Here is a 24,234-nt window from a genome sequence, read left to right on the forward strand (position 1 = left end):
ACCGTCGGACGCCGCCTGTGGACTAGTGCTCCCACAGTGGCTTGGTCAGTCACCGGCCCGATCGATCGTTCGCTCGCCAGGAGCGAACGATCGTTTGTGTACGTCGTAGCTGGACTTTGTACGCCGTGGCTGGACTCGGATCCGATCTCCGTCAGAACACGTCAGTCGGTACGCGATCAGACGCCGGCGGCCTCGGCTTCGGCCTCCGCGTCACCCTCGGCGAACCCGGGGAATCGGGCCTCCTCGGCCTCGAGCAGCTCCTGATACCGGTTTCGGATCGTGACCTCGCTCATGTCCGTCGCGTCGCTCACTTCACTTTGGGTGAGATCGACGTTCGTGAGCTTGCCGGCGGCGTAGATCGCGGCGGCCGCGAGCCCGACCGGCGACTTGCCGCTGTGGACGTTCTGCCGTTTGCCCTGTTCGAGCAGCTGGCGGGCGTACTGTTCGGTCTCGTCGGGCACCTCGAGCTCGCTGGCGAACCGGGGCAGGTACTCGACCGGGTCGGCCGGCTTGATCTCCAGTTTGAGCTCGCGGTTGATGTAGCGGTAGGCCCGCTTGAACTCCTCGGCGTCGACGCGGCTGACGGCGGCGATCTCGTCGATCGACCGCGGCACCTGCTCCATCCGGGCCGCGGCCTGCAGGCTCGCCGTGGCGATCCCCTCGATGGATCGGCCGGGGAGCATGTCGTTGTCGAGCGCCTGCCGATAGATGACGGAGGCGGTCTCGCGGACGTTCTCGGGGAGGCCGAGCGCGGAGGCCATGCGGTCGATCTCGCCGAGCGCCTGTTTCAGGTTGCGCTCCTTGGAGTCGCGGGTGCGGAACCGCTCGTTCCAGGTCCGGAGCCGCTGCATCTTCTGGCGCTGATTCGAGGAGAGCGCGTTGCCGTAGGCGTCCTTGTCCTGCCAGCCGATGTTCGTCGACAGGCCCTCGTCGTGCATCATCTTCGTCGTGGGGGCGCCGACGCGCGACTTCTGGTCGCGCTCGCTCGAGTCGAACGCGCGCCACTCGGGACCGCGGTCGATCTCGTCGGACTCGACGACGAGTCCACAGCCCGAACAGACGGTCTCGGCGCCGTCGTGTTCGAGCCGGCTCCCGCACTCGGGACAGGTCGTCTCGGATTCGGTCTCCGTCGTCGATTCCGACTCGGCCGTGGCTCGCTCGCCGGTGGTCCTTCGCTCGTCGGTGGTCCTTCGCTCGTCGGTGGTCGATTCCTCGTCGGTCGTGCGCCGGTGGGCGCGGAAGGTGGTCTTACTCATGTGTTGAACTGAACGGACGTCGTCGCCCTGTACGGGCCGCGATGAGGAGGACGAAAGCGATATAAAATCCCGACCTCGCTCGTTCCTTCACTCCGAGTTAGGAACTAAGAGTATATAAATATGTCGTGGTATGATATCACAATCGAATGTACGATGTCTCTAACCGGGGTTTAGAGAACCAATATCATCCATTTATATGACGTTCGTTCGCCCTCCGACTTGGGTCGCCCGCGATCATCGTTTCACCGGGGTCCGGCGTCGATCCTTCACCCGAATCCGACGTCGATCCCTCATCCGGGTCCGGCGTCGATCCCGGCGTCCTCGAGAAGCGACGCCACGTACTTGCCGACGTGGTCGTCCATTCGCCGTTTGAATCCGGCTCGACGTGCGAGCCGGTCGAGCTCCCGCGAGACGTAGGTGCCGTACTGGAGCGCCTTCTTGTCGGCTTGCCGAACCGGATCGGGGACGAGTCCCGACGCCGCCCGCCTGAGCGCGATCTTCCGCTCGTCCGGCGTCGCGAGCAGTTCACCCGGAAGTCGGAGCGCGGCGTCGACGACCGGGTCGGCCAAAAGCGGCGTAACGGGCTCGATCCCGGCCACGCGGATCGCGGGGACGTCCCGCGCGAGCTGGCCGGGAAGCGACCCCACCGTCTCGTCGCGTGCGCCGCGTACCGTCTCCGCCTCGACCCGGTGGTCGTCGGCCGGCTCGACCACCTTGCTGTATCCGCCGAACAGCTCGTCCGCGCCCTGCCCGAGAAGGAGCCGATCGTGTCCGTCCGCGGCCGCCGCACGACCAACGAGGTAAAGGGGGATGGCGATGGAGAGGTCCATCGCGTTCGTCCGCCCCGTCGCGGCGACCAGCCCCGGGACGGCCTCGACGAGGTCGTCGTGTGTCACCTCGACGATCCGCAGGTCGTCCTCGCGTCCCATCGCCCCTGCGGCCTCCCGGGCCGCCTCGACGTCGTGACACCCCTCGAATCCGGCGACGTAACACGGCGCGTCCGGGGCGCCGCTCGCGACGAGCGCCGAATCGATCCCGCCGGAGAAGGCGACGGCGACGTCCCCGCCTTCCACACCGAATTTGCCCCCGCTATCGGTTCCAGGGTCGCCGGAGCGACCGATCGCCGCCCGAACGGCGTCGTCGACCGCCGCCTGCGCCGTCTCCGGGGGAGCGGGGGCCGGCTCCGGGAGCGTCCAGATCGTCCGACTTCCGGACGCGGTCACGACGCTGCCCGCCGAAACCGGAACGGGCGACTCGAGCGCCCGTCGATCGAACGCCCACGCTCCCTCAGCCGTCGGATCCGGGCACTCCGCCTCGACGAACAGGGGTTCGCGTCCGAGGACGTCGCGGACGAGCGCGGGTTCCTCCGCGCCGTGTTCGTCTCCACGATCCGTTTCGGGCTTCAGGACGAGCCGGCCCGCGAACCCCCTCCCGCCGGGGAGCGGGTCGGCGTCGTCGATGGCGTCCTCGATCGCCTCGGCCGTGGCGCCGCGAAGCCGGGCGTCGTCGGAGCCGGTCGGTCGGTCGGCGTGTGCCGTCATCGCACCGACCGCAGTCGGCGGAGCACGCGGCGTTTCGCCCCGCCGGCCGCCTGCCGGAAGGAGACGTGCCAGGGCGTTCGGCTCCCGACCACGCTGGTTCGTCCCTCCGCGATCGCCTCGAGGATCGCCTCGGCGGACGGCTCGTCGGCGTCGACCTCCGTGACCGCCTGTCCGACCATCTCGGAGATGTGTGCGTCGCTGCCGGCGGTCTGCGGAAGGTCGTGTTCAACCGCGAACCGCTCGGCCTTCCGATTGGCCCGGCCCGTCAACAGCCGCGAGTTGTACACCTCGATCGCGTCCGCGCTCGCGAGCTGTTCCTCCGTGACGTGGGCTGCGACCCCGTGACGGGTCTTCTGGAAGGGGTGAGGAACGACCGCGATTCCCCCCTGGTCGTGGATACGCGCGAGGGTTTCGTCGTAGGAGAGCCCCGCCGGAATCGCACGGTCGATGCCGAACGCGAGCACGTGGCCGGCCGCACACGTCACCTCCATCCCGACGATCCCGACGAGTCCGTGTTCGGCGGACAGCTCCGCCGCGGCACGGGAGGCGTCGATCTCGTCGTGGTCCGTGACGGCGAGGGCGTCGAGGCCGACCGCCGCCGCCTGCTCGACGAGGAGGTCGACCGGATCGCGGCCGTCGTGGGACAGCTCCGAGTGGGTGTGCAGCTCGACCGATAACACGCCCGACCGTACGCGAGTGGTCCACAAAAGAACCCCGGTCTCCTCACCGAGGGCATCGCCCCGGTCGTCGATGCCTTCGGTCTCCCCACCGAGGACATCGCGGTCTCCCCACCGAGGACATCGATCCTGTCGTCGACGTCTCCGGCCCCGCCGGTACGATTATGCCCCGCGACGTAGTCGGGCCACACATGACGGACGTCGATGACGCGCTCGCGGACCGGACGGTCGGGTTCGAGGCGGCGTTCGCCTACGCGTTGAGCCCCGACATGCGCCGGCTGATCGTCGTCTTCCTGTTCGGCTGGCTGCTGTTGCCCGTCGGGCTCGCGGTCTTCTTCTCGCCCGAGTTCCTCGTGGGATTCAGCGGGACGATCCGGGAGGCGACGGGGATGGTCATCGGGCTCGTCGTGGTGGTGATCGCCGGGGCGCTGCTCTTCGGCGGGCTGATCGGCGCCCTCTTCAAGACCATCGCCGACGCGAACCGATACGCGAAGGAGACCTGATCGCCCCTCGAACCGGAGTCGGATCGATCCTCAACCCGGAGTCGGATCGAACTGAAATCGAAGCCGAACGGGGCGGTTAGTTCGGGGTAACTCGAACAGTTAGGTGACGGGGGTACGAACGTCCGGGCATGGCCGATCCGTTCGTGATCGTCGGCGGTGACGCGGCGGGGTTGAGCGCCGCGAGCAAGTTCAAACGCGAGGCACCGGACCGCGAGGTCGTCGTTCTCGAGCGGGGGCGATGGGTGTCGTACGCCCACTGCGGGATGCCCTACTACGTGAAGGGCGAGGTCGAGTCGCTGTCGGATCTGCTGTCGCTGTCGCCGGCGGAGATCGTAGAGCGGGGGATCGACCTCAGGCGGGGGCACGAGGTCACGGGCGTCGATCCGGACGCGAAGACCGTGCGCGTTCGAACCGACTCGGAGCGGTACGATCAGGCGTACGGCGACCTGCTCGTCGCGACCGGCGCGCGCGCCGTCGACGGACCCATCGACGGGGCCGACCTCGAGGGCGCGTTCACGATGCACGACATGGACGCCGCCGCGGCGGTTCGGGCCTTCCTGACGCCGCCGGCGGAGATCGATCCCGACGCCGTCGACGGCGAGTACGTCGATCGCGACCGCGTCGAGACGTACGCGACCCGCGAACCTCCGGAGGCCGTCGCGGTCGTCGGCGGCGGATACGTCGGCGTCGAGATGGTGGAGGCCTTCGAGGCGTACGACCTCGACGTCCACCTCCTCCAGCGGCCGGATCGCCTGTTGCCCCCGTTCGGCGAGACGGCCAGCGAGCGGGTGATCGAAACGCTGCGCGAACGGGGAGTCCGTGTACGCCTCGGTACCGCGGTCGACGAGATCGTCGGCGACGGGCGAGCGGAGGCCGTCGTCGCCGGCGACGAGCGGATCCCCGTCGACCTCGCGCTGATCGGGATCGGGATCCGACCCAACACGGGGCCGATCGAGGATGCCGGCGTCGAACTGGGGGACTCCGGCGCCATCGCCGTCGACGACTACGGGCGGACGAACCGGGAGCACGTCTACGCCGCCGGCGACTGCGCGGAGATGTGCCACGCCGTCACCGGCGAGCCGGAGTGGGTCCCCCTCGGGCTGACCGCCAACCGTGCCGGGCGTGCGATCGGTGCGACCGTGGCCGGCGACCCGACCCCGGTCGGGGAGATCGCGGGGACGGCCGCGGTGAAGGCCTTCGAGACCGAGTGCGCTCGAACCGGGATCGTCGACCGCGACCGGGCGCGCGAGGCCGGGTTCGATCCGGTCTCCGAGACGATCACGGCTTCCTCGCGGTCGGGATATTACCCCGGCGCCGCCGAGACGGCGGTCACGCTGGTCGCCGATCGGGAGACGGAACGACTCCTCGGCGGAGCGATCGTCGGAACCGACCGTGCCGCGATACGCATCGACACGATCGCGACGGCGCTCGAGGCCGGGATGACCGTGGCGGACGTGGAGCGGCTCGACCTCGCGTACGCGCCGCCGTTCAGCCCCGTCTGGGACCCCGTGCTCGTCGCGGCCAAGGTTCTCAACGGGTCCCTCGACGCTCCGTGAGGGTCCGATCGCCGTCTACGGCGTGCTTCCACTGCCGGAGCCTATCCACGTACGTGCACATGAAAAAGCATTAGAACGCACCAAGTGACCATACAGGTGAATGAGCCTGTCCGATCCGGACGCCGATCTCGTCCGCGCGGAGCTCGGCCGCGATCCCACCCCGGCCGAGGCCGCGCTGTTCGAAAACCTCTGGAGCGAACACTGCGCGTACCGGTCCTCGCGGCCGCTGCTCGGCGCCTTCGAGAGCGAGGGAGACGCCGTCGTCGTCGGTCCGGGCGACGACGCCGCCGTGTTGGCCCTGCCGACCCCCGAGGCCGCAGACGACGCCCCCGGCGACCGCGACGCCGACGACTACGGCGACACCTACGTCACCTTCGGGATCGAGAGCCACAACCATCCCTCCTACGTGGATCCCTTCGACGGCGCGGCGACCGGCGTCGGCGGGATCGTCCGCGACACGATGAGCATGGGCGCCTATCCGATCGCGCTGCTCGACTCGCTGTACTTCGGCGCGTTCGACCGCGACCACACGAAGTACCTGCTGGAGGGCGTCGTCGAGGGCATCTCCCACTACGGCAACTGCATCGGCGTCCCGACCGTCGGCGGCAGCGTCGCCTTCCACGACGGCTACGAGGGCAACCCGCTCGTGAACGTGGCCTGCGTCGGCCTCACGAACGAGGACCGTCTCGTGACCGCGGTCGCGGAGGAGCCGGGCAACAAGCTCGTGCTCGTCGGCAACGCCACCGGACGGGACGGCCTCGGCGGCGCCTCCTTCGCCTCCGAGGACCTCGCGGAGGACGCGGAGACCGAGGACCGGCCCGCGGTGCAGGTCGGCGACCCCTACGCGGAGAAGCTGCTCATCGAGTGCAACGAGGCGCTCGTCGACGAGGACCTCGTCCTCGCCGCCCGGGATCTGGGCGCGGCGGGCCTCGGCGGCGCCTCCTCGGAGCTCGTCGCGAAGGGCGGACTCGGCGCCCACATCGAGCTCGAGCGCGTCCATCAGCGCGAGCCGAACATGTCGGCGCTCGAGATCCTCCTCGCGGAGTCCCAAGAGCGGATGTGCTACGAGGTCGCCCCCGGGGACGTCGAGCGTGTCCGCGAGCTGGCCGACCGGTTCGACCTCGGCTGTTCGGTCATCGGCGAGGTGACGGAGGGGAACTACACCTGTACCTTCGAGGGCGAGACGGTCGTCGACGTTGACGCGGAGTTTCTCGCGGACGGCGCCCCGATGAACGACCTCGAGTCCGAGCAGCCTTCGGAACCCTCCCGCGATCTCCCCGACGTCGAACTCGAGGCGGCCTTCGAGGCCGTCGTTGCGGCGCCCTCGACCGCGAGCAAGCGGTGGGTCTACCGCCAGTACGACCACGAGGTCGGCACCCGGACCGCGCTGCGTCCCGGCGACGACGCGGCGATCATGGCGATCCGGGAGGCGGCCGGCGACGCCGGTGCGGACGACGACGTCGGAGCCGGCGATGGCCCCGATTCGACCGACGACGCCGAGGGCGCGGGCGTGGGACTCGCGCTCTCCTCGGGCGCCAACCCCGACTGGACGGCGGCCGATCCCCACGGCGGCGCCCGCGCGGTCGCCCTCGAGAACGCGACGAACCTCGCGGCGAAGGGCGCCGTCCCGCTCGCGGCCGTCGACTGTCTCAACGGCGGTAACCCGGAGAAACCCGACGTCTACGGCGGTTTCGAGGCGATCGTCGACGGATTGGCCGAGATGTGCGACTCCCTCGAGACTCCCGTCGTTGGCGGGAACGTCTCGCTGTACAACGACAGCGTGGCAGGACCCATCCCGCCGACGCCGACGCTCGCGATGATCGGCACGAAGCGCGGCTACGACGCCCCGCCGGCCGCGCTCGATGCGGACGTGGCCGAGGAGTCCGATCTCCTGCTCGTGGGCGAGGGCGGCGGTGCGCTCGGCGGGTCGCAGTATCTCGCGCGAGCCGGCGGAAGCGACCGTTTCCCGGCGCTGTCGGAGAACCCGGCCGATCTCGTCGACACGCTCGCGCGGATCGCGCGCGCGGACTCGACGGTCGCCGCCCACGACGTGAGCGACGGCGGGCTCGCCGTCGCCCTCGCCGAACTCGTGACCGACGACGCGGGCGTCGACGTCGAGCTGCCGGACCGCGTGGCCGCCTTCGAGGAGACGCCCGGCCGGCTCGTCGTCCAGACAACGGACCCCGAGGCGGTCGCCGAGCTCGCCGGGGACGTGCCCGTCCTCCGGCTCGGATCGGTGACGACCGACGGACGACTCGCGTTGACCGTTGGCGAGGACCGCCTCGAGGCGACGGCCGAGTCGATCCGGAGCCGACGCGACGTGCTCGAGCGCGAGATCGCGTGAGGAGACTCGGAGACTGGTCGCCGATTCGACCGACTCCGCCGCGTCCGTGCGCTCGCCGCGGATTCGTTGACCGCGAGCGACACGTTTTTAGGGTTTCCTAAAAGATCTTCGGGCAACGACCACGCGGATTCCGTGGTGGGAACTCGTCCATGTCACAGCAAGGGTCACGAACTCGCGGGGCAGTCGACGCCGACGTCGCCTCCTCGTCGAAACCGGACGCCGGGTCGAGTTCGAACGCCGCATCGAGTGCGACCTCGACCGCGGGATCGGAGCCGGCGGGAGCGGGCTCGGAGACCGCGTCCCGACCGATCGCCGCCGGCAGCGAGACGGTGTTGGCCCTCGATGGGGTCCACAAGCGGTTCGGGTCCGAATCCGCGGTTTCGGGCGTCGATCTGGCCGTCCGTGACGGCGAGCTGTTGACCCTACTCGGACCCTCCGGCTGTGGAAAGACCACGACGTTGCGGCTCATCGCCGGACTGGAGACGCCGAGCGAGGGGCGGATCACGATCGGCGGCTCCCGAGTGGCCGACCCCGACCGCTGCGTCGATCCGGAGGACCGCGACGTCGGGATCGTCTTTCAGGACTTCGCGCTGTTCCCGCACCTCTCCGTGCGCGAGAACGTCGCCTTCGGCCTCACGGACGCCTCGAGCTCGGCGACCGAGAGGCGGGTGGACGACCTGTTGGATCTCGTGAACATGTCCGATCACGGCGAAAAGACCCCCGATCAGCTCTCGGGGGGCCAGAAACAGCGCGTCGCGCTCGCCCGATCGCTGGCTCCCGAGCCGGACGTCCTGCTCCTCGACGAGCCCTTCTCGAACCTCGACGTCCGGCTCCGCGTGGAGATGCGCGAGGAGGTCCGCCGCATCCTCAAGGAGGCCGGCGTCACCGCCGTCTCCGTCACCCACGACCAGGAGGAGGCGCTCTCCATCTCCGATCGGATCGCCGTGATGTCCGACGGGAAACTCGAGCAGATCGGCACCCCGGAGTCGGTGTTCGAACAGCCGGAATCGAAGTTCGTCGCCTCCTTTTTGGGCCGGGCGGCGTTCCTGAAGGGCCACCTCCGCGACGGCGCCGTCGAGACCGGCGTCGGCCGGTTCAACGCCGCCACCCTCGAGGGGTACGACACGGTCTACGACGGCGCGCCGGTCGACGTGCTCGTTCGACCCGACGACCTGCGAGCCTCGCCCACGAGCGAGGAGACGGCCGACGGGACGGTCGTCTCCAGGCAGTACGTCGGTCCCTCGTTCATCTATCGCGTCGAGTTGGACTCCGGCGAGTCCGTTCACTGTCTGCACAACCACTCCGAGGAGTTCGACCTCGACGAGTCCGTCACCGTCGATCTCGTGGCCGACCATCCGCTCGCGTGGTACCCGCGATAGTGGGGAAACGGCGTGGTTCGGATCGCGGTAGGGAGAGCCGTAGTCGTTCGGGTCTCGGTCCTCGGGAGACGCGTCGTTCTCGGGAACGTCGACTCAACGCGGGGGCGTCGGCGTCGCTCGGACGCCCGGGCTCACAACAGAAGCGCCGGAACGAGGTAGGCGACTGTCAGTCCCACGAGCAACACCACGAGCCCGGTCGTGACCTCCGTGCGGCCGAACTCCTGCATCGGGGAGGTCACGCGCGCGTTCGGGTCGGGTTCGTCGGAGTGATCGGTCATGTCCCGAGGTTGCGAGCCGACACACAAAAGCGCTCCCGATCCGCCGCGATCGCTTCCGGCTCGCGATCGCGTCCAACCCGCGATCGAACCGGTTTTGGCGTCCGGTCGCCTATTCGCCCGCGTGAAGAACGTCACCGACCGAACGCGAAACCCCTTCGGGATGACGCCCGACTGCCCGGCGTCCGTTCCGGGGTTCGGCGACGCCAACGCCGACTTTCACGTCGTCGGCGACCACCCGGGCGTCCACGGCGGAACCGCGACCGGCGTTCCGTTCACCGGGGAGCCCTGGTCGTCCGCGTTCCTCGAGGCCCTGGCGGAGGCGGGACTGATCCGGTCGATCGACGACGGGAAAGCGGCTCCCGCCGGAACAACGGTCGACGACCCGACTCCCGCCCAGACGACCGACGGCGGCGTGTCGACTCCCTCACACGACGGCGACGACCCGTTCGTCGTCGACCGGACGTTCCTGTCGTACCTCCACATGTGCGTGTCCGACGGGGAGCCGACCGAGGACGACTACGCCGGGATGGAGCCCTTCTTCGACGCGGAGCTTCGGGCGATCGCCGCCCACGTGCTCCTTCCGGTCGGCAGGCGGGCGACGGAACACGTCCTCGAAGAGTACACCGCGCGGGCGCGCTCGATCGACCTCGAGATGGACGCGCTCCACGGAACGGAGATCCGCGGCTCCGGCTGGCTCGTCGTGCCGGTCAAGGACCCTCGCGAGTGGACCGATTCGGACGCCGAGCGGCTGGTGGCCGGGCTTCGCGAACTCCGGCGCACCGACTACCGCCGCGTGACGGATCTCGGACGGTTCATCGCCGGCGACGACCCCTATCTCGTTCGGTGAACACGGACGGGACGCTCGCCGTTTCGACGAACTACTCCCCCTCCTCGGTGTTCCTCGAGGCGAGCAACAGGCCGAGGTAGGACGTCCGGATCTGCTCCTCCGGGTCGAGTTCGAGCGTCTCGAGGATCGCCTCGGCACTCTCGCGGGCCGGTCCGACGTCGGATTCCGCGGCGACCTCGCGTTCGATCTCGATGAACTCGCCGACGTCGCGAACCCGGTCCAGCGTGAGCGTGTACCCCTCGAGCGCGTATCGTTCCCGGCGCTTTTCGACCGTCGCCGCGGACGTGTATCCGAGCCCCTCGAGAATGGCCGCCGCCTCCGTCCCGTCGTCGACGCCCGTCTCGTGTTCCTCGCGGCTCTTCGAGCCCGCGTCGATCAGCGGACCCTTGTAGGTCATCCGGACGGACTCCTCGGCGTCGGATCGATGGTCATCTTCGGAGGAATCGGGGTCCTCGAGGGGACGTTCCACGCGGATCCGAAGGGCCTCGTCCGTCTCCGCGAAGTCCCTGTCGGGTGCGTCGTAGTAGGTGTCGACCTGTCGGACCGTCTCGAGCCGTTCGGCCCCCCGTTCGCGAAGCCGCGAGCGCGTCCTCGCGGCGTCGACCGCGACCTTCAACTCGACCTCGTACATGTCCCATCGAGCGCCTCGACGGCGTAAAAACGCGCCGCTCGTCGACGGGCACCCGCGAACTCGGCCTGCTCGGCGGCCGAACGTGACCGCGAGTCGAGACGGCGGATCCTCGGACGTGAACGGCTCACACGCGAACGAGGTGGAACCGTGCGCCTTAAGGGTGCAACGGGAGATGATTCGGGCATGAGCGATCACGAGCAGGCCGACGAGACGGGAGCCGACACCGAGGCCGACGCGACCGACGCCGAGGCCGTCGAGGCCGACGAGCAGGACGGGGACGCGGCCGGCCTGCAGGACGCCGATTTCGTCCGCATTGCCTACACGATCCGGACGCTCGACGACGGACAGGTCATCGACACGACCGACGAGGAGACGGCCGAGGAGGCCGACATCGACACCGACGAGTACGACTTCGAGCCGCGGATCATCGCCGTCGGCGCCGGCCACGTCTTCGCGACCGTCGAGGACGCGCTCATCGGCGCCGAGGTCGGCGACGAGGGGACGGTCGAGATCCCCGCCACGGAGGCCTTCGGCGAGTACGACCCCGACGAGGTCGAGACGGTGAAGGCCGACAAGATCGGCGAGGACGAGCGCTACCCCGGCGCCCAGATCCAGATCGACGGCCGCCAGGGTCGCCTCGAGACGATCATCGGCGGCCGCGCACGCGTCGACTTCAACCACCCGCTCGCGGGCGAGGACCTCGAGTACGACTACGAGATCCTCGAGATCATCGAGGACCGCGGCCAGAAGGCCCAGGGACTCCTCGGGATGTACCTCCAGGAGGAGCCGGAGGTCCGGATCGAGACGGTCGAGGAGGACGAGGAGGTTCCGGCCGACGACGAGGACGGAGAGCCCGAGACCGAGACGGTCGAAAAGGACGTCCTCTACATCGAGGCCTCCCCCGGCATGCAGATGAACCAGCAGTGGATGTTCCAGAAACAGCAGGTCGCACAGGACCTCATGGACCGGCTCGACCTCGACCGCGTCGTCATCGAGGAGGTCATCGAGGGCGGCGGCATGGGCGGTCTCGGCGGCATGATGGGCGGCATGGGCGGCGCCGGTGCCGGCGACATCGAGGACGCCCTCGAGGACGTCGACGTCGACGCCGACGAGCTGGCCGAGGAGCTCGAGGACGTCGAGGCCGACGAGGCGTAGACGCCCGGACCGACCGAGCTTAGACGCAAAGAGATCCGGTTCGAACCCGGATCGAATCCGACTCGAACTCGGTTCGAACCCGAAACCGGGATCTTTTGATTCCTCGCGCGCCCAGCACCGGGTATGGACCTCGACGACGCTCGCGAGGACGTGACCGTGGCCGCGACCGTCGCGGTCGCGACCGTCGGCGTCACCCTCCTCGTTCGATTCACCGCGGTCCCCGACCCCGGAACGTTCCACCGGCTCTCGCCGATCGCCGTCTACCTCGCCTACCTGTTCACCCGGCGGGGCGGACCCTACGGCGAGCTGGACACGACGCGAAACTGGGCGATCCTCGCCGTCGTCGTCGCGGTCGCGACGATCGCATACGCGCTTTTGGGGTGACCATGGCGTCCGAGGGACTACTTTTGGGATCGACCGCGGGCGCGCTCGTTCTCATCGCGCTCGCGACGGGTGCCATCTGGATCGCCAGCGGGTGGCTCGAGCGGTCCGCGGACGCGCTCGCCGGGTACTACGGCCTTCCGCCGGTGATCCAGGGATCGATCGTCGTCGCGGTCGGCTCAAGCTTCCCCGAGTTCTCGAGCGTGGTCTTCACCGCGCTCGCCGGCACCTTCGACATGGGCGTCGGCGCGATCGTCGGCTCCGCGATCTTCAACGTGCTCGTCATCCCCGCGCTGTCGGGACTCGCCGCCGACGGCGACCTCGAGGCGAACCGGGAGATCGTCTACAAGGAGGCCCAGTTCTACATGATCGCGGTCTCGGCGCTCGTCGTGACCTTCGCGCTCGCGGTCATCTACGCGCCGGCCACCGGCGAGACGGGCACGACGCTGGTCGGAGAGATCACGCGCCCGCTCGCGGCCATCCCGTTGGCGCTGTACGGCCTGTACCTGTTCATCCAGTGGCAGGACGTCGAGGACCACGAGGTCGTCCCCGACCGGGAGGGGGTCTCGGTCCGTCGACAGTGGATGCTGCTTTTCGCCGGGCTGTTCGCGATCCTGGTCGCCGTCGAGCAACTGGTCGCGGGCGTCGAGTCGATGGCCGCGACCTTCTCCGTCTCGGAGTTCCTGGCCGGCGTGACGATCGTCGCGGCCGCGACCAGCCTCCCGGACGCGATCGTGAGCGTCCGGTCGGCGCGGGCCGAAAACGGCCTCACCAGCCTCGGAAACGTCTTCGGGTCGAACACGTTCGACCTCCTCGTTGCGATCCCCGCCGGCGTCCTGATCGTCGGGACCGTGACGGTGGATTTCGCCGTCGCCGCGCCGATGATGGGGGTCCTCACGCTCGCGACGGTGTTCCTCTTCGCGCTCGTCAGGATGGATCTATCCGTGAACGATCCGGAGTCCTACGCGCTGTTGGCGGCCTACGGGCTCTTCGTCGCGTGGGTCATCGCGGAGACGGTCGGCGTGACCTCGCTGTTGCGGCCCGCGTGATGAGGCGGGTGATGAGGCGCCTTATCGGCCGTCGCCCCCGTGGTTCACGCGATGTCGCGGCTCGTGTCGATCGTGACCGATTCGGCGAGCTTCAGCTTCACCGGCTCCTCGAGTGCCGATCCGCCGCGGAACTTGGGTACCGCGAGCCGGTTTATCACCTCGTTCGACGTGACCTCCGTGTGGAGGTCGAAGACGACGTCGGCGACGTGTTCGGTCAGATCCCTGTTTTGGGGAACGTCCCGCCCCTTCATCGCGTGGAGGACGGCCACGCTTCCGGTGTTCATCATGTGGGTCTGCAGCGAGTTGAGGAACCGTCGGTATCTCGAGGTCTCGTGGCGCTCGAGCGGGTCGACGGCGTCGACGACGAGGTTCGCCTCCTCGGGCAGCGTGCCGATGAGGTCGTTGGCGTGATCGAGATCGAGAGCCGTATCGCCGCCGATGTCGCGGATCGTCGGCGATCCGACCTGCGTCGTGGTTCGATCGAGTCCGTCCCTGACGGCCTCCTCCGAACGGATCGTCGTCAAGTACAGCGTCCCGCGGGCCGCCGTCAGCTCGTAGAGGAACAGCTCTGCCTGGCTGGCCGGCCGCGCGGTGAGCGCCACGATGCTTCCGCTCGGGATCCCGCCGCCGAGCTCGCGGTCGAGCACGGAGATTCCCGTCGGAAGCCTGGCCATACGTTCCACGAGGCGTCCCAGCGTTAATTGCTTATCGGCGAAGCGCGCCCCTTTCGGCCGGTACGTCCGTCGGACGTCGGCCGTGCGTCATGCGTCCGGGATCCGGTCGCTTCCGTGGTCTCGATGGCGTCGGGGGTTTCGATGACGTCGACGATCCGACTCGCGACGGATCGATACGCCTCACGGACGCGGGGATCGCTCACGACCGGCGGCGCCACGGCCGGAACCGTCCCGAGAACCGGCACGTCGAGGACCGCGGCCGTCCCCTCGGGTGCGTCGCTCGCGCGTGTGACGGCCACGCCGAGCGGGGGCGCCCCGAGGCGTCGCGCCATCGCCGCCGTCTTCACCGTATCACACAGCGCCGGCGGCGAGAGCGTCGTCACCAGAAGCGTCCGGTCCGCGACCGCAAGCGGCGCGGCGGCGTCCGGGCTCGCGCCCGCGGGGGCATCGATCAGCACCGTTTCTCGCGGTCGGTTCGCGAGACGGGCGAGGTGGCATCGGGGATCGGAGTCGAGCCGTTCGGTCCCGGAGGTCGTGGGAACGGAGGCGATCCGAACGTCCCACCGCGTCTCGATCGGGATCGTTCCGTCCCGGCTCTCCCCGGTGGGATCGCGTTCGCGTGAGACGCCCGCGAGCGCGTGGAGGTTCGGCAGGTCGCGATCCCCGTCGATCGCGAGGACTCGCCCGGGGAGCGCGCGTGCGAGCGCGAGCGTGGTCGTCGTCTTCCCACAGCCCCCCTTTCCGCCGGCGACGGCGATCGTGGGACGTCGAGGTCGGCTCACGGGTCAGCTGGGTCGGAATCGGATAAAAGGGTTCGCGACCCGTGGGGCGTGAGTACCCTGGTTCGGGTCCCGACTTACACGTGGTCTCTCGGCAGCAGATCCTCGAAGTCCCGACCGGCGAGCCACTCCGCGAGTTGGACGAGCTGGTCCGTCGCCGCCTCGAAGAGCCGTTCTCCCTTCTCGGCGGTCGCGTCCGTCTGGTCGCCGAGGACGCCGTTTTCGGTGTTGTCGGCCGCATCGAAGAACGTCCGCGACCCGTGTTTGACCGTCTCGGACGCCTCGACGCTCGCCACGCCGCCGTCGCGTGCGTCCTCCAACCGGTCCTCGTGGACCAACTGCGGGTCGAGATACTGGATCATCGACGTCTCCTTCGGCCCGCCGTGCGGGCCGTTCTGCTCGAAGAGATCGTCGACGAGGTCCGGAATGCTCTCGTCCCACATCCACTCGATCGCATACAGCACTTCGTCATCACGCAGTCGCCTCCCGACCTCACGGAGATGCTCGACGTTCCCCCCGTGGGCGTTGACGTAGATGACCCGGTCGATGCCGTGGTACGCCAGATTTCGCGTTATCGACTCGACGTAGTCCCGAAAGACGGGAGCGTCCGCCCACATCGTCCCGTGGAACTGCTTGTGGTGAGGACTCACGCCGACGTTGATCGTCGGTGTACAGAGGTAGCCGGTCCTGTCGGCGGCCTCCCGTGCGAAGGCCTCGGCGATGAGGTGATCCGTGGCTTCCGGGAGGTGCGGACCGTGCTGCTCGGTCGAGCCGAGCGGGACCAGGGCCAACGACTCCGTTTCGAAGTACTCCTCGAGGTCCGGCCAGGCGACGTCTCCGAGGTACATCGTACTACCCACTCACGCGGGAGGCCAAATACGTTATCCGGTGGTGATCAATCGTGACAGCAGCCGCCGGCCTCGCCGCCGAAGTCGACCGCGAGGGGCTCGGAGATCGCCTCGTTGATGCGCTCGAGCCGGTCGGAAAGCGCCGACTGCGCCGCCAGGTACTCCGCCATCGCCGGCATCGAGTGGAGCTCCTGTTGGGCGCGTTGGACCTTCTGGAGCCCCGTCTTCGTCGCCTGGTCGGTCTGGCGTGCGGCCGTGAACTCCTGGCGGAGCCGCTCGAACTCGTCGATCTTCTCTTGGACCGCCTCGTCGTTCTCGACGGCGGTGCGGGCCTCGTCGAACCGCTCGTACTCCGGAAGCTCCGCGATCCGCTCGCCCAGTTCGCGACCGAGATCCTCGATGGACGCCGATTCGACGCTCATGGTTCTCCCTTCGGCGCGAGTCGGTTTCAACCTGCCGGACGCGGCGGCGGGAGGCGGCTTTTCGATCGCCTCGACCCCCTCACCGATTCGACTCGAGGAACGCGACGACGTCGGAAAGCTCCCCGCGACCGACGCCGTGGCCGCCGGGGTAGCTCCCGTAGGTGACGTCCGCGCCGATCGCTTCCAGTCGGTCGGCCGCCGCCCTCGAACGGGACTCCGGGATCACCCGATCGCCGGCGCCCGCGCCCACGAAGACCGGCTTGTCCGCGATCCCGTCGGGCTCGAGGTCGGCGTGCGACTCCGGAAGGTAGCCGTGTAAGGCGACCACCCAGGCGAACCGCTCCGGCTCCTCGAGCAGGAGGCTCATGCTCGTGATGGCGCCCTGGCTGAACCCCAACACCCCGATCGCGTCGGGGTCGAGGTCGTAGGCGTCGATCGCGGCCTCGACGCTCTCGTCGATCAGATCGAGGCTCCGACGGAAGTCCTCGGCGTCCGGCTGGCTGTTCTCGAGCCCGCCCGCGGACAGATCGAGCTCGTACCAGGTGTAGCCACCCTGTAACGGATCGGGCGCGCGCAGGCTGATCACGTGGCGGTCGTCGCCGAGTTCGTTCGCGATCGGGAGGAGGTCCTGCTCGTCGGCGCCGCGACCGTGGAGGACGAAGACCGCCGGCGCGCTGCCGGCGTCGCTGTCGGCGGAGCCGTCCGAACCGGCTGGCTTCTCGGGTTCGATGTGGACGTGTTCGAGCGGAAGATCGGCCATGGGGACCGATTGGCCGCGACACGGGATGTGCCTATCGGCTCGCGACGGGCGATCCCGTGGGGAACGTCGAACCGGCGCGTCGCCGTCGAACGCGCGATTTAACCGTCGTGGGGCGCTATCGAGCGAACATGAGCGGCGGGTCAACGGAGGGCGATCTCACGCGGACCGGGATGGCTCTCAAACACGATCGGGAGTGGGACTACGAGCTCGAGCGCGTCATCGACGCGATCGAGGAGCGGGACGCCTCGAAGGTCGGGCTGCAGTTCCCGGAGGGGCTCAAGCGTCGCGGTCCGCGGGTCGCCGACGACCTCCGCGAGCTGGCCCCCGACGACGTCACCTTCATGATCTCGGGCCAGCCGTGTTACGGCGCCTGCGACCTCGACACCTACCTGATGCGGCGGACCGACGTCTTCGTCCACTTCGGCCACACGCCGATGAAGGAGTCGGACCAGATCATCTACGTTCCCCTGTTCTCGAACGTGGACCCCTTCGACATCATGGCGGAGTCGCTCGAGGAGCTCGCGGACCCCGCCGAGGACCCCGACGTCGGGCTCGTGACCACCGCCCAGCACATGAATCGGTTCGAGGAGATGACCGAGTGGCTGGAGGCCCGCGACTACGAGGTCCACACGCGTCGCGGCGACGACCGGCTCACGAAGGAGGGACAGGTCCTCGGGTGCAACTACGCGTCCGCGGACATCGACGCCGATCAGGTCCTCTACGTCGGCGGCGGCAAGTTCCACCCGCTCGGGCTCGCGATGGAGCATCCGGACAAACGCGTCGTGATCGCGGATCCGGTGAACAACGTCGTGAAGATCGCGGACCACGAGAAGTTCCTCAAACAGCGGTACGGCGCGGTTCACCGCGCGATGGACGCCGACAACTGGGGCGTGATCTTCTGTACGAAGATCGGCCAAGGTCGCTGGGAGCGGGCCCAGGAGATCGTCGACGCGAACGACGACGCCTACCTCATCACCATGGACGAGGTGACCCCGGACCGCCTGCGCAACTTCGACATGGACGCGTTCGTCAACACCGGGTGTCCCCGGATCACGACCGACGACGGCCCACAGTTCCACAAGCCGATGTTGACGCCCGGCGAGTATGAGGCCGCGATCGGCGAGCGGCCGCTCGACGAGATCGAGTTCGACACGTTCCACGGAACCTGGTAGCCCGCCTCCGGCTCGCCGCGGTCGGAAGGGACGCTCCCTCCCGGGCGTACTTTTCGTCTACGCCTCCCGCCTACGCCTTCCTCGAGTTCCCCACCGCTTTCTCCAGGAGATCGACTGCCGCGACCGGCGTTTCGACCGCCTCGACCCACGCCACCTCGTGTGTCCCGATCCCGGCGATCGGCCTGTCGTAGACCGCGCCCATTCCGATCTCGGAGAGGGTTCCCGGACCCCCGTCGAGGGCGACGATCGCGTCCCCATTCATCGCCACGAGGGCGTTTCTCGCGTGGCCGATCCCGGTCGCGATCGGCGTCGTGACGAACGGGTTCGCCGCGTCCCGGCGGTCGCCCGGAAGGATCCCGATCGTCTCCCCCGGGTCGTCCGCCGTCCTGGCGCCGCGACAGACCGCCTCCATCGTTCCGCCGAGCCCGCCACAGACCACCGTGTGTCCGCGATCGGCGATCTCGCGGCCGACCGCCTCGGCCGTCGACTCGGCCCGCTCGTCGATCGAACTCCCCCCGATGACGCTCACGCGCATGCCCGGCCTCGACGTGCGCGCGGCTTAGCCTCTTCGACCCGGATCATCGTCGTCGGTCGTCCTGGGTCATCGTCTTCGAACCGTCCACTCCCCGTCGGCCACCTCGAAGAGCGCATCGAAGAGGCCGTAGAGCCGCTCCAGCGTATCCTCGTCGTGGGCGTCCGCCGCCAGGTGGTACCACGCAAGCGCGTCGACGGCGACACACCGTCCGGTCACCTGGTCGAGAAACCGGCAGGTCCGATCGAGGTCGACGTACTGCAGGAGCGTCGAGATCGACTCGAAGCGGACGACGATGGGGACGTCCTCGTCGTGCCACTCGCGTAGCGCCTCGGTGATTCGCACGCCGAGAGTCGTCAGGTCGCCGACGGACCGGACGGTCACGACCTCGAAGGGCGATTCGTCGACGATCGGATCCGGATTGTCGATCCCGTCGCGCTTCGGGGTCACGATCCGACCCGCCTTCGGTTCGAACTTGAAGGTGTCATTCCACTGCTCGATGCACGCGCGCGGCGTTCGAACGAGGGAGACCCAAAGAACGTGCGCGTCGAGCGGAGTCGACGACGACCACACGTCGGACGGTGGCGAGGAGGGCGGGCGGGCGTCGACCGGCGGATCGACGACCAGCGCGTTCTCGCCGGGATCGATACCCGGCGCACGCGTTCGTTCGTCGGGTCCGCCCGGTTCGGAGTCGGGGGACATGGTTACACATCGAGCCCGAACGGTAAGAAACGGATCCCGTTCGGCCCGCCACCGCCCGCCCGGTCCGCGGCTCGCTCAGGCGCCGTCTCCCGTGTCGTCGGCCGGTGTGTCGGTAGCTGTTGTGCCGTCAGCCGTCGTGTCTCCTGCAGTTCCGGTCGATTTCGGCGTGTCGGCGCCGTTCTCCGCTTCGTTCGTCGGCTCCTCCTCGGCCTCGTGGATGTGTGCGTCCGTGCTGACCGCCTCGAGATCGACGCCGACCTCCTCGGCGACGGCGTCCAGGACGGCGCGCTGTTCGGCCATCTCGGTCTCGAGGTGACCGACCCGCTCTGCGGTGTCGGTCACCGTCCGTTGGGTCTCCTCGACCTCGTCGCGCAGGTCGTTGAGTCGCTTGTACGTCTGTTCGGCCTTGTCCGCCAACGTCTGGATCTTCTTGGCCGTGCCTCCGAGTCCCATACCCACCGATGTTCCCGAGGCCTTGAGTGCGTTTCCGTTCTCGAAGGCGGTGGTGAGACGGCTCGCGACCCACCGATCACGTGGGTCTCGAAGAGCGGGTCCTCTCCCTCGGTCGCCGACTTAGGCCCCCTCCTCGATCCGCTCGAAGCGCTCCTCGAACCGCGAGCGACACGAGCCACAGCAGAAGTGGTACAGCGTCCCGTCGATCCGAGCCGACTCGCCCTCGCTCGTGACCGTGTTGCCGCACTCCACGCAGTCGATCGCGAGTTCCACGTCCGAACCGATCGTCGAGTCCCACGCTCGCGAGGCGAGCAGTTGTACCTCGAGTTCGCGAATCGCGTCGGGATCCGAAAGCGCCTCCGAGAGCAGCCCGTCGACGGACCCGGGGTCGATCGTCGCCGAACAGACGACCTCGCCGTCCGCGGTCTCGAAGGCGTGTTCGACCCGATCGTGGTCCGCGAGCCCGCGGTAGGCGTCCTCCGCGACCGAGATCGGCAGGTCGATCCGGAGGAGGACGCCGATCCCGCTCGAGAGCGTCCCGTGATCGACCCGGATGGTGAACCCCTCGATGACGCCCATCTCCCGGAGTCTGTCGACGCGGTCGGAGACGGCGGGCGCCGAGAGGCCGACGCGATCGGCGACGTCGCTGAAGGGGCGGCGTGCGTCCTCGCTCAACAGCTCGAGTATCTCGCGGTCGGTCTCATCGAGCGTGCGCATACCGCGGTTTCGACCCCGTGGCTGATAACGGATCCGACGACGGGGATCCGAATCCTCCCCCCACATCGTCTTTCGAATCGAAAGGGAAATTCGGATGAACCGGGGGTGCCTACGAACACACATGGTGGAACTGAACGTCGACGGCATGGCGTGTGACGGGTGTGAAACCGCGGTCGTCGAGGCGCTCTCGGAGGTACCGGGCGTCGAGGAGGCGTCAGCCGACCACGAGCGAGGGATCGCTACGGTGAGCGTGGCCGGAGGGACCGATCGCGAGGTGCTCGCGGCGGCGGTCGAGGAGGCCGGCTACGAGGTCGTCGACGACTGAGGGTCTCGAGCCCACGGATCCGTATCGTCGACCGTCGCTCCACGCCCGCGATCACGGCTCCCCGGAACGAACGTCCTCGGCGACGCGTCGAACGGTCTCCGCCTCGGACTCTCCGTAGGCGATGAACCGGACGTCCGCGAGCGACTCGGGACGGAAGGCGTCGATCTCCGAGGCGATGAGACGTGCGCCCCGTTCGAGATCGAAGCCGGCGACCCCACAGCCCAGCGCGGGCATCACGAGCGAACGGTATCCCTCCCGATCGGCACGCTTGAGCGCGTTATGGGCAGCGAGCCGGACGCTCGCGGCGGTGGCCTTTCCGTCGCCGTAGTGGGGCATCGCGGCGGCGTGGACCACGATCTCGGCGTCGAGATCGTAGGCATCCGTGACGGCTGTCCCGCCAAGATCGACGGGGCCCTTCGAGACGGCCTCCTCGTTGATCGCGCGGCCGGCGCCGCGCCGGAGCGCGCCGGCGACGCCCGAGCCCATCCGGAGGCTGGTTCCGGCCGCGTTGACGAGCACGTCGGCCGACCGTGCGGCGATGTCGCCCTCGATGACGTCGAACTCCATGGCCGATCCGACGGGGGCGAGGGTCATGAAGGGACGTGCCGCATGCGGCGATCGCGCAACGCGAGACGGGAAAACACGAAAAGGGGAAGGTATACGACGGGGGCGCCGCATCCACGGGTATGGAACGCGTCGCGATCATCGGCGCCTCGATGACGCGGTTCGGCGAGCGCGAGGGGTGGGTGCTCGACCTGCTCTCGGAGGCCGGCGAGGCCTGCCTCGCGGACGCCGGCGTCGAGGCGAGCGATCTCGATCACCTCTACGTGTCGAACATGGCCAGCGGCGAGTTCGAGGGACAGACGGGGATCTCGAACGCGCTCGCACACGACCTGGCCGCGATGCCGGCCTACACCGCCCGGATCGACCAGACCTCCTCCTCCGGGGGCGCGGGCGTCTACGCGGCCTGGCAGTCGGTCGCCTCCGGCGCCTCCGAGTTGACGATGCTCGTCGGCGGCGAGAAGATGACCCACCGGAGCACCGCCGAGGCGACGGACGTGATCGCCTCGCTCACCCACCCGGTCGAGTACAAACACGGCGTCACGCTCCCCTCCTTCGCGGGGCTCACCGCCCGGCTCTACCTCGACACCTACGACGCGCCGCGGGAGTCGCTCGGCAAGGTCGCCGTGAAGAACCACCGCAACGGCGTCGACAACCCCCACGCGCAGTTCCGCAAGGAGGTCGACCTGGAGACGGTGCTCGAGTCGCCCATCGTCGCCGACCCGCTTCGCCTCTACGACTTCTGTCCGATCACGGACGGATCGGCGGGGCTCCTGTTCTGTCCGGAGTCGGTCGCCGCAGAGTACGTCCCCGAGGACGAGTACGTCACGGTCGCGGGGATCGGCGGCGCGACGGACACCCACGTGGTCCACGAGCGCGCGGACCCCACGACGATGGGCGGCGTCGTCGAGTCGAGCGGGACCGCCTACGAGATGGCCGGGATGAGCCCGGAGGACGTCGACGTCGCGGAGCTTCACGACATGTTCACGATCCTCGAGTTCCTCCAGTCGGAGGACCTCGGCTTCTTCGAGAAGGGCGAGGGCTGGCGGGCGGTCGAGGAGGGCGTCACCGACCGGGACGGCGAGTTGCCGATCAACACCTCGGGCGGGTTGAAATCGAAGGGCCACCCGCTCGGTGCTTCCGGCGTCGCACAGATCCACGAGATCTTCGCGCAGTTGACCGGTCAGGCGGGGGCACGTCAGGTCGACGCCGACGTGGGTCTCGCGTGTAACGTGGGCGGGTTCGGAAACTGCGTGACGACCACGGTCATGGAGGCGGGCCGATGAGCGGATCGAACGGAACTTCGGACGACGGGAAACACGAGGAGGGACGTGGAGACGACGGCGCTCCGGTCTTCGAGGCCGCACGCTACGCCGACGGGACGGTCACCTACCCGCCGCACCCGGTCGGGCCGAACGGCGCGAAACGCGTCGACGCCGTCGACCTCGCCGAGCACGAGGCGGAGGTGGTCACCTGGACGGAAGCGACGGCCACCCCGCCGGGCGTCCGCGCGCCGAACACGCTCGCCATCGTGGAGTTCGACCTCGATCTCGACGACGCCCCGCCGGTTCGCGCGATCGGACAGGTCACGGAGGACGCGGACGTCGAGATCGGCGATACGGTCGTACCGGTGTACGCCGAGGAGCTTCGCGATCCCGACGCCGGCATCCGCGAACCGGACAGCCAGGAGTGGGACGGCTTCCGCTTCGAGCCGGCCGAGTAGTCGGCACGCTCCCCGGATTCAGGCCGCCGGATCGTCGCCCGCCGTCGTATCGTCGGCATCTGATCCGTTCGCGCTTGCCTCGTCGCCACCGGGCTCGTTCCCGCTTGCCTCGTTGCTCCCGGTTTCCTCGCCGTCCGGTTCGGCCTCGTCCGGCTCTTCACCCGCTTTTTCGTCTCCGTTCGTGTCGTCGTCCGCGAGTTCGTCCTTGATCGACTCGAGTTCGGCGTCGACGTCGACCGCCGGCGGCGACGCATCGTCCGCCGTCCCCGAACTCGACGCTTCGGGGTCCGAGTCCTCGTTCACGGTCGACGCCGAGTCCGAGTCCTCGTCCGCGGTCGACGTCGACTCCGAATCCGAGTTCGGGCTGGAATCGGGATCACGCACGTCGATCGAGACGCCCTCGCCAGGGTCCGAGCGTCGGTCGGTCGAATCATCCGGATCGATCCCGTTCTTCGTTCCCGGATCGGTCGAGAATTCGGCCAGCAGCTCGTCGATCTCCGCGGAGAGCGTTCGCGCGTCCTCCAGCAGCTCCCTGGAGGTCGCCTCGCGTGGGAGGTCGGCCGCCGAGAGCGCGGTCCGAAGCTCCGAGAGGCTCCGGCGAACGCCCGCGGCGGTTCCGTCGCGGACGTCGGCGAGCCGGTCGCTCGAACCGTCCGTGTCCGGTCCGTCGACGACGCCTCGACGTTCCGGATCCGCGAGTCGAAGCGTGGCTCGAAGCAGCTCGAGGGAGCGGATCGCGGCCTCCAACAGCGCGATGACGGTCGGGAGGGTGTATCGCTCCGTGAACCGGAGCAGCTCGGCGGGGCTGGGTGGTCTGGGGACCCGACTTCGAGTCCCGACCTCGTCTCGAAGATCCGAGCGAAGCCGGGAGAGCACGTCCTCGAGTTCCGCGAGACGCTCCCGAAGGTCCTCGTCGCGATCGCGATCCGCGGGTCGATCGCCGTCGGTCATTGCCGGGACGTTCGCCCT

Annotated in this window: 28 protein-coding genes; 12 read left to right on the forward strand and 16 right to left on the reverse strand. The window is 68.8% G+C overall.

Annotation, left to right across the window (positions count from 1 at the left end; all coding sequences use genetic code 11):
* Positions 1-176: 176 nt before the first annotated feature.
* The 3 genes from ACFQE9_RS12200 to ACFQE9_RS12210 all read right to left on the reverse strand — a co-directional run bounded on the left by ACFQE9_RS12200 (position 177) and on the right by ACFQE9_RS12210 (position 3,477).
* The gene (locus ACFQE9_RS12200; RefSeq protein WP_379744921.1) at positions 177-1,256 is read right to left on the reverse strand and encodes a transcription initiation factor IIB; all 1,080 of its coding nucleotides are present in this window, start codon (positions 1,254-1,256) and stop codon (positions 177-179) included.
* A gap of 290 nt (positions 1,257-1,546) precedes the next feature.
* Positions 1,547-2,797: an asparagine synthase C-terminal domain-containing protein gene (locus ACFQE9_RS12205; RefSeq protein ID WP_379744924.1), complete on the reverse strand. Its 1,251-nt coding sequence runs from the start codon at positions 2,795-2,797 to the stop codon at positions 1,547-1,549.
* On the reverse strand, positions 2,794-3,477 hold the full coding sequence (locus ACFQE9_RS12210; protein ID WP_379744927.1) for a PHP domain-containing protein: 684 nt from the start codon (positions 3,475-3,477) through the stop codon (positions 2,794-2,796). Before ACFQE9_RS12210 ends, ACFQE9_RS12205 begins: the two co-directional genes overlap by 4 nt.
* A gap of 188 nt (positions 3,478-3,665) precedes the next feature.
* Between ACFQE9_RS12210 and ACFQE9_RS12215 the strand changes: the two genes are divergently transcribed.
* The 4 genes from ACFQE9_RS12215 (at position 3,666) to ACFQE9_RS12230 (ending at position 9,256) form a co-directional block, all read left to right on the forward strand.
* Positions 3,666-3,977, forward strand: a complete 312-nt coding sequence (locus ACFQE9_RS12215) for a hypothetical protein (RefSeq protein WP_379744930.1) — start codon at positions 3,666-3,668, stop codon at positions 3,975-3,977.
* 128 nt (positions 3,978-4,105) lie between these two features.
* Positions 4,106-5,533 carry an FAD-dependent oxidoreductase gene (locus ACFQE9_RS12220; protein WP_379744933.1) on the forward strand — a complete coding sequence of 476 codons (1,428 nt, stop codon included), beginning with the start codon at positions 4,106-4,108 and terminating at the stop codon, positions 5,531-5,533.
* A gap of 100 nt (positions 5,534-5,633) precedes the next feature.
* Positions 5,634-7,877: a phosphoribosylformylglycinamidine synthase subunit PurL gene (purL, locus tag ACFQE9_RS12225; RefSeq protein ID WP_379744937.1), complete on the forward strand. Its 2,244-nt coding sequence runs from the start codon at positions 5,634-5,636 to the stop codon at positions 7,875-7,877.
* Positions 7,878-8,026: 149 nt separating this feature from the next.
* Positions 8,027-9,256 (forward strand): ABC transporter ATP-binding protein, encoded by a 1,230-nt coding sequence (locus tag ACFQE9_RS12230; RefSeq protein WP_379744940.1) that lies wholly within the window; start codon positions 8,027-8,029, stop codon positions 9,254-9,256.
* Between the two features lie 131 nt (positions 9,257-9,387).
* On the opposite strand, the gene ACFQE9_RS12235 is transcribed toward ACFQE9_RS12230, so the two are convergent.
* Positions 9,388-9,534: a DUF7550 family protein gene (locus ACFQE9_RS12235; protein ID WP_379744943.1), complete on the reverse strand. Its 147-nt coding sequence runs from the start codon at positions 9,532-9,534 to the stop codon at positions 9,388-9,390.
* Positions 9,535-9,655: 121 nt separating this feature from the next.
* Here ACFQE9_RS12235 and ACFQE9_RS12240 point away from each other — a divergent pair, with 121 nt between their 5' ends.
* Positions 9,656-10,381, forward strand: a complete 726-nt coding sequence (locus ACFQE9_RS12240) for a uracil-DNA glycosylase family protein (protein WP_379744946.1) — start codon at positions 9,656-9,658, stop codon at positions 10,379-10,381.
* A 31-nt stretch (positions 10,382-10,412) separates the two neighbouring features.
* On the opposite strand, the gene cyaB is transcribed toward ACFQE9_RS12240, so the two are convergent.
* On the reverse strand, positions 10,413-11,012 hold the full coding sequence (gene cyaB, locus ACFQE9_RS12245; RefSeq protein ID WP_379744949.1) for a class IV adenylate cyclase: 600 nt from the start codon (positions 11,010-11,012) through the stop codon (positions 10,413-10,415).
* A gap of 183 nt (positions 11,013-11,195) precedes the next feature.
* On the opposite strand from cyaB, the gene ACFQE9_RS12250 reads away from it, so the two are divergent.
* The 3 genes from ACFQE9_RS12250 (at position 11,196) to ACFQE9_RS12260 (ending at position 13,597) form a co-directional block, all read left to right on the forward strand.
* A complete protein-coding gene (locus ACFQE9_RS12250; protein WP_379744952.1) occupies positions 11,196-12,167 on the forward strand; it encodes an FKBP-type peptidyl-prolyl cis-trans isomerase in 972 nt (323 codons plus the stop codon).
* 123 nt (positions 12,168-12,290) lie between these two features.
* The gene (locus ACFQE9_RS12255; RefSeq protein ID WP_379744955.1) at positions 12,291-12,551 is read left to right on the forward strand and encodes a hypothetical protein; all 261 of its coding nucleotides are present in this window, start codon (positions 12,291-12,293) and stop codon (positions 12,549-12,551) included.
* A gap of 2 nt (positions 12,552-12,553) precedes the next feature.
* Positions 12,554-13,597, forward strand: coding sequence for a sodium:calcium antiporter (locus tag ACFQE9_RS12260; protein ID WP_379744958.1), 1,044 nt, complete (start codon positions 12,554-12,556; stop codon positions 13,595-13,597).
* Positions 13,598-13,641: 44 nt separating this feature from the next.
* Here ACFQE9_RS12260 and ACFQE9_RS12265 read toward each other — a convergent pair whose 3' ends face one another.
* From ACFQE9_RS12265 to ACFQE9_RS12285, 5 genes are all read right to left on the reverse strand, one after another.
* The gene (locus tag ACFQE9_RS12265; protein ID WP_379744961.1) at positions 13,642-14,271 is read right to left on the reverse strand and encodes an RAD55 family ATPase; all 630 of its coding nucleotides are present in this window, start codon (positions 14,269-14,271) and stop codon (positions 13,642-13,644) included.
* A gap of 23 nt (positions 14,272-14,294) precedes the next feature.
* The gene (locus ACFQE9_RS12270) at positions 14,295-15,053 is read right to left on the reverse strand and encodes a MinD/ParA family ATP-binding protein (RefSeq protein ID WP_379744964.1); all 759 of its coding nucleotides are present in this window, start codon (positions 15,051-15,053) and stop codon (positions 14,295-14,297) included.
* A gap of 74 nt (positions 15,054-15,127) precedes the next feature.
* Complete coding sequence (locus ACFQE9_RS12275) at positions 15,128-15,898, reverse strand: creatininase family protein (protein ID WP_379744967.1); 771 nt, start codon at positions 15,896-15,898, stop codon at positions 15,128-15,130.
* Positions 15,899-15,945: 47 nt separating this feature from the next.
* Entirely contained in the window at positions 15,946-16,320 is a 375-nt protein-coding gene (locus ACFQE9_RS12280) for a YlbF/YmcA family competence regulator (RefSeq protein ID WP_379744970.1), read from the reverse strand.
* A 79-nt stretch (positions 16,321-16,399) separates the two neighbouring features.
* The gene (locus ACFQE9_RS12285; RefSeq protein WP_379744973.1) at positions 16,400-17,080 is read right to left on the reverse strand and encodes an alpha/beta hydrolase; all 681 of its coding nucleotides are present in this window, start codon (positions 17,078-17,080) and stop codon (positions 16,400-16,402) included.
* Positions 17,081-17,208: 128 nt separating this feature from the next.
* Here ACFQE9_RS12285 and dph2 point away from each other — a divergent pair, with 128 nt between their 5' ends.
* On the forward strand, positions 17,209-18,252 hold the full coding sequence (gene dph2 / locus ACFQE9_RS12290; RefSeq protein ID WP_379744976.1) for a diphthamide biosynthesis enzyme Dph2: 1,044 nt from the start codon (positions 17,209-17,211) through the stop codon (positions 18,250-18,252).
* A gap of 70 nt (positions 18,253-18,322) precedes the next feature.
* Here the strand turns inward: dph2 and ACFQE9_RS12295 are convergent, their stop codons facing one another.
* The 4 genes from ACFQE9_RS12295 to ACFQE9_RS12310 all read right to left on the reverse strand — a co-directional run bounded on the left by ACFQE9_RS12295 (position 18,323) and on the right by ACFQE9_RS12310 (position 20,656).
* Positions 18,323-18,787 (reverse strand): SLOG cluster 4 domain-containing protein, encoded by a 465-nt coding sequence (locus ACFQE9_RS12295; RefSeq protein ID WP_379744979.1) that lies wholly within the window; start codon positions 18,785-18,787, stop codon positions 18,323-18,325.
* A 66-nt stretch (positions 18,788-18,853) separates the two neighbouring features.
* Positions 18,854-19,486, reverse strand: a complete 633-nt coding sequence (locus ACFQE9_RS12300) for a DUF7504 family protein (RefSeq protein ID WP_379744982.1) — start codon at positions 19,484-19,486, stop codon at positions 18,854-18,856.
* Between the two features lie 75 nt (positions 19,487-19,561).
* Complete coding sequence (locus tag ACFQE9_RS12305) at positions 19,562-19,939, reverse strand: DUF5798 family protein (protein WP_379744986.1); 378 nt, start codon at positions 19,937-19,939, stop codon at positions 19,562-19,564.
* Between the two features lie 120 nt (positions 19,940-20,059).
* Positions 20,060-20,656, reverse strand: coding sequence for an AsnC family transcriptional regulator (locus ACFQE9_RS12310; protein ID WP_379744990.1), 597 nt, complete (start codon positions 20,654-20,656; stop codon positions 20,060-20,062).
* A gap of 121 nt (positions 20,657-20,777) precedes the next feature.
* On the opposite strand from ACFQE9_RS12310, the gene ACFQE9_RS12315 reads away from it, so the two are divergent.
* Positions 20,778-20,981: a heavy-metal-associated domain-containing protein gene (locus ACFQE9_RS12315; RefSeq protein WP_379744993.1), complete on the forward strand. Its 204-nt coding sequence runs from the start codon at positions 20,778-20,780 to the stop codon at positions 20,979-20,981.
* 51 nt (positions 20,982-21,032) lie between these two features.
* Here the strand turns inward: ACFQE9_RS12315 and ACFQE9_RS12320 are convergent, their stop codons facing one another.
* A complete protein-coding gene (locus tag ACFQE9_RS12320) occupies positions 21,033-21,548 on the reverse strand; it encodes a macro domain-containing protein (protein ID WP_379744996.1) in 516 nt (171 codons plus the stop codon).
* 119 nt (positions 21,549-21,667) lie between these two features.
* Between ACFQE9_RS12320 and ACFQE9_RS12325 the strand changes: the two genes are divergently transcribed.
* Together ACFQE9_RS12325 and ACFQE9_RS12330 are read left to right on the forward strand one after the other, a co-directional pair.
* Entirely contained in the window at positions 21,668-22,828 is a 1,161-nt protein-coding gene (locus ACFQE9_RS12325) for a thiolase family protein (RefSeq protein ID WP_379744999.1), read from the forward strand.
* Positions 22,825-23,265 (forward strand): PhlB family protein, encoded by a 441-nt coding sequence (locus ACFQE9_RS12330; RefSeq protein ID WP_379745002.1) that lies wholly within the window; start codon positions 22,825-22,827, stop codon positions 23,263-23,265. Before ACFQE9_RS12325 ends, ACFQE9_RS12330 begins: the two co-directional genes overlap by 4 nt.
* An 18-nt stretch (positions 23,266-23,283) precedes the next feature.
* Here ACFQE9_RS12330 and ACFQE9_RS12335 read toward each other — a convergent pair whose 3' ends face one another.
* Positions 23,284-24,216 carry a DUF7547 family protein gene (locus ACFQE9_RS12335; RefSeq protein WP_379745005.1) on the reverse strand — a complete coding sequence of 311 codons (933 nt, stop codon included), beginning with the start codon at positions 24,214-24,216 and terminating at the stop codon, positions 23,284-23,286.
* Between the last annotated feature and the right edge of the window lie 18 nt (positions 24,217-24,234).

It is taken from the genome of Halopenitus salinus (assembly GCF_042662125.1).
GTDB classification, from domain to species: domain Archaea; phylum Halobacteriota; class Halobacteria; order Halobacteriales; family Haloferacaceae; genus Halopenitus; species Halopenitus salinus.

Coding starts and splice junctions, on each gene's coding strand:
- ACFQE9_RS12200 (WP_379744921.1), bottom strand. CDS start 1,256: ATGAGTAAGACCACCTTCCGCGCCCACCGGCGCACGACCGACGAGGAA.
- ACFQE9_RS12205 (WP_379744924.1), bottom strand. CDS start 2,797: ATGACGGCACACGCCGACCGACCGACCGGCTCCGACGACGCCCGGCTT.
- ACFQE9_RS12215 (WP_379744930.1), top strand. CDS start 3,666: ATGACGGACGTCGATGACGCGCTCGCGGACCGGACGGTCGGGTTCGAG.
- ACFQE9_RS12220 (WP_379744933.1), top strand. CDS start 4,106: ATGGCCGATCCGTTCGTGATCGTCGGCGGTGACGCGGCGGGGTTGAGC.
- purL (WP_379744937.1), top strand. CDS start 5,634: ATGAGCCTGTCCGATCCGGACGCCGATCTCGTCCGCGCGGAGCTCGGC.
- ACFQE9_RS12230 (WP_379744940.1), top strand. CDS start 8,027: ATGTCACAGCAAGGGTCACGAACTCGCGGGGCAGTCGACGCCGACGTC.
- ACFQE9_RS12235 (WP_379744943.1), bottom strand. CDS start 9,534: ATGACCGATCACTCCGACGAACCCGACCCGAACGCGCGCGTGACCTCC.
- cyaB (WP_379744949.1), bottom strand. CDS start 11,012: ATGTACGAGGTCGAGTTGAAGGTCGCGGTCGACGCCGCGAGGACGCGC.
- ACFQE9_RS12250 (WP_379744952.1), top strand. CDS start 11,196: ATGAGCGATCACGAGCAGGCCGACGAGACGGGAGCCGACACCGAGGCC.
- ACFQE9_RS12255 (WP_379744955.1), top strand. CDS start 12,291: ATGGACCTCGACGACGCTCGCGAGGACGTGACCGTGGCCGCGACCGTC.
- ACFQE9_RS12260 (WP_379744958.1), top strand. CDS start 12,554: ATGGCGTCCGAGGGACTACTTTTGGGATCGACCGCGGGCGCGCTCGTT.
- ACFQE9_RS12265 (WP_379744961.1), bottom strand. CDS start 14,271: ATGGCCAGGCTTCCGACGGGAATCTCCGTGCTCGACCGCGAGCTCGGC.
- ACFQE9_RS12275 (WP_379744967.1), bottom strand. CDS start 15,898: ATGTACCTCGGAGACGTCGCCTGGCCGGACCTCGAGGAGTACTTCGAA.
- ACFQE9_RS12280 (WP_379744970.1), bottom strand. CDS start 16,320: ATGAGCGTCGAATCGGCGTCCATCGAGGATCTCGGTCGCGAACTGGGC.
- ACFQE9_RS12285 (WP_379744973.1), bottom strand. CDS start 17,080: ATGGCCGATCTTCCGCTCGAACACGTCCACATCGAACCCGAGAAGCCA.
- dph2 (WP_379744976.1), top strand. CDS start 17,209: ATGAGCGGCGGGTCAACGGAGGGCGATCTCACGCGGACCGGGATGGCT.
- ACFQE9_RS12295 (WP_379744979.1), bottom strand. CDS start 18,787: ATGCGCGTGAGCGTCATCGGGGGGAGTTCGATCGACGAGCGGGCCGAG.
- ACFQE9_RS12300 (WP_379744982.1), bottom strand. CDS start 19,486: ATGTCCCCCGACTCCGAACCGGGCGGACCCGACGAACGAACGCGTGCG.
- ACFQE9_RS12305 (WP_379744986.1), bottom strand. CDS start 19,939: ATGGGACTCGGAGGCACGGCCAAGAAGATCCAGACGTTGGCGGACAAG.
- ACFQE9_RS12310 (WP_379744990.1), bottom strand. CDS start 20,656: ATGCGCACGCTCGATGAGACCGACCGCGAGATACTCGAGCTGTTGAGC.
- ACFQE9_RS12315 (WP_379744993.1), top strand. CDS start 20,778: ATGGTGGAACTGAACGTCGACGGCATGGCGTGTGACGGGTGTGAAACC.
- ACFQE9_RS12320 (WP_379744996.1), bottom strand. CDS start 21,548: ATGGAGTTCGACGTCATCGAGGGCGACATCGCCGCACGGTCGGCCGAC.
- ACFQE9_RS12325 (WP_379744999.1), top strand. CDS start 21,668: ATGGAACGCGTCGCGATCATCGGCGCCTCGATGACGCGGTTCGGCGAG.
- ACFQE9_RS12330 (WP_379745002.1), top strand. CDS start 22,825: ATGAGCGGATCGAACGGAACTTCGGACGACGGGAAACACGAGGAGGGA.
- ACFQE9_RS12335 (WP_379745005.1), bottom strand. CDS start 24,216: ATGACCGACGGCGATCGACCCGCGGATCGCGATCGCGACGAGGACCTT.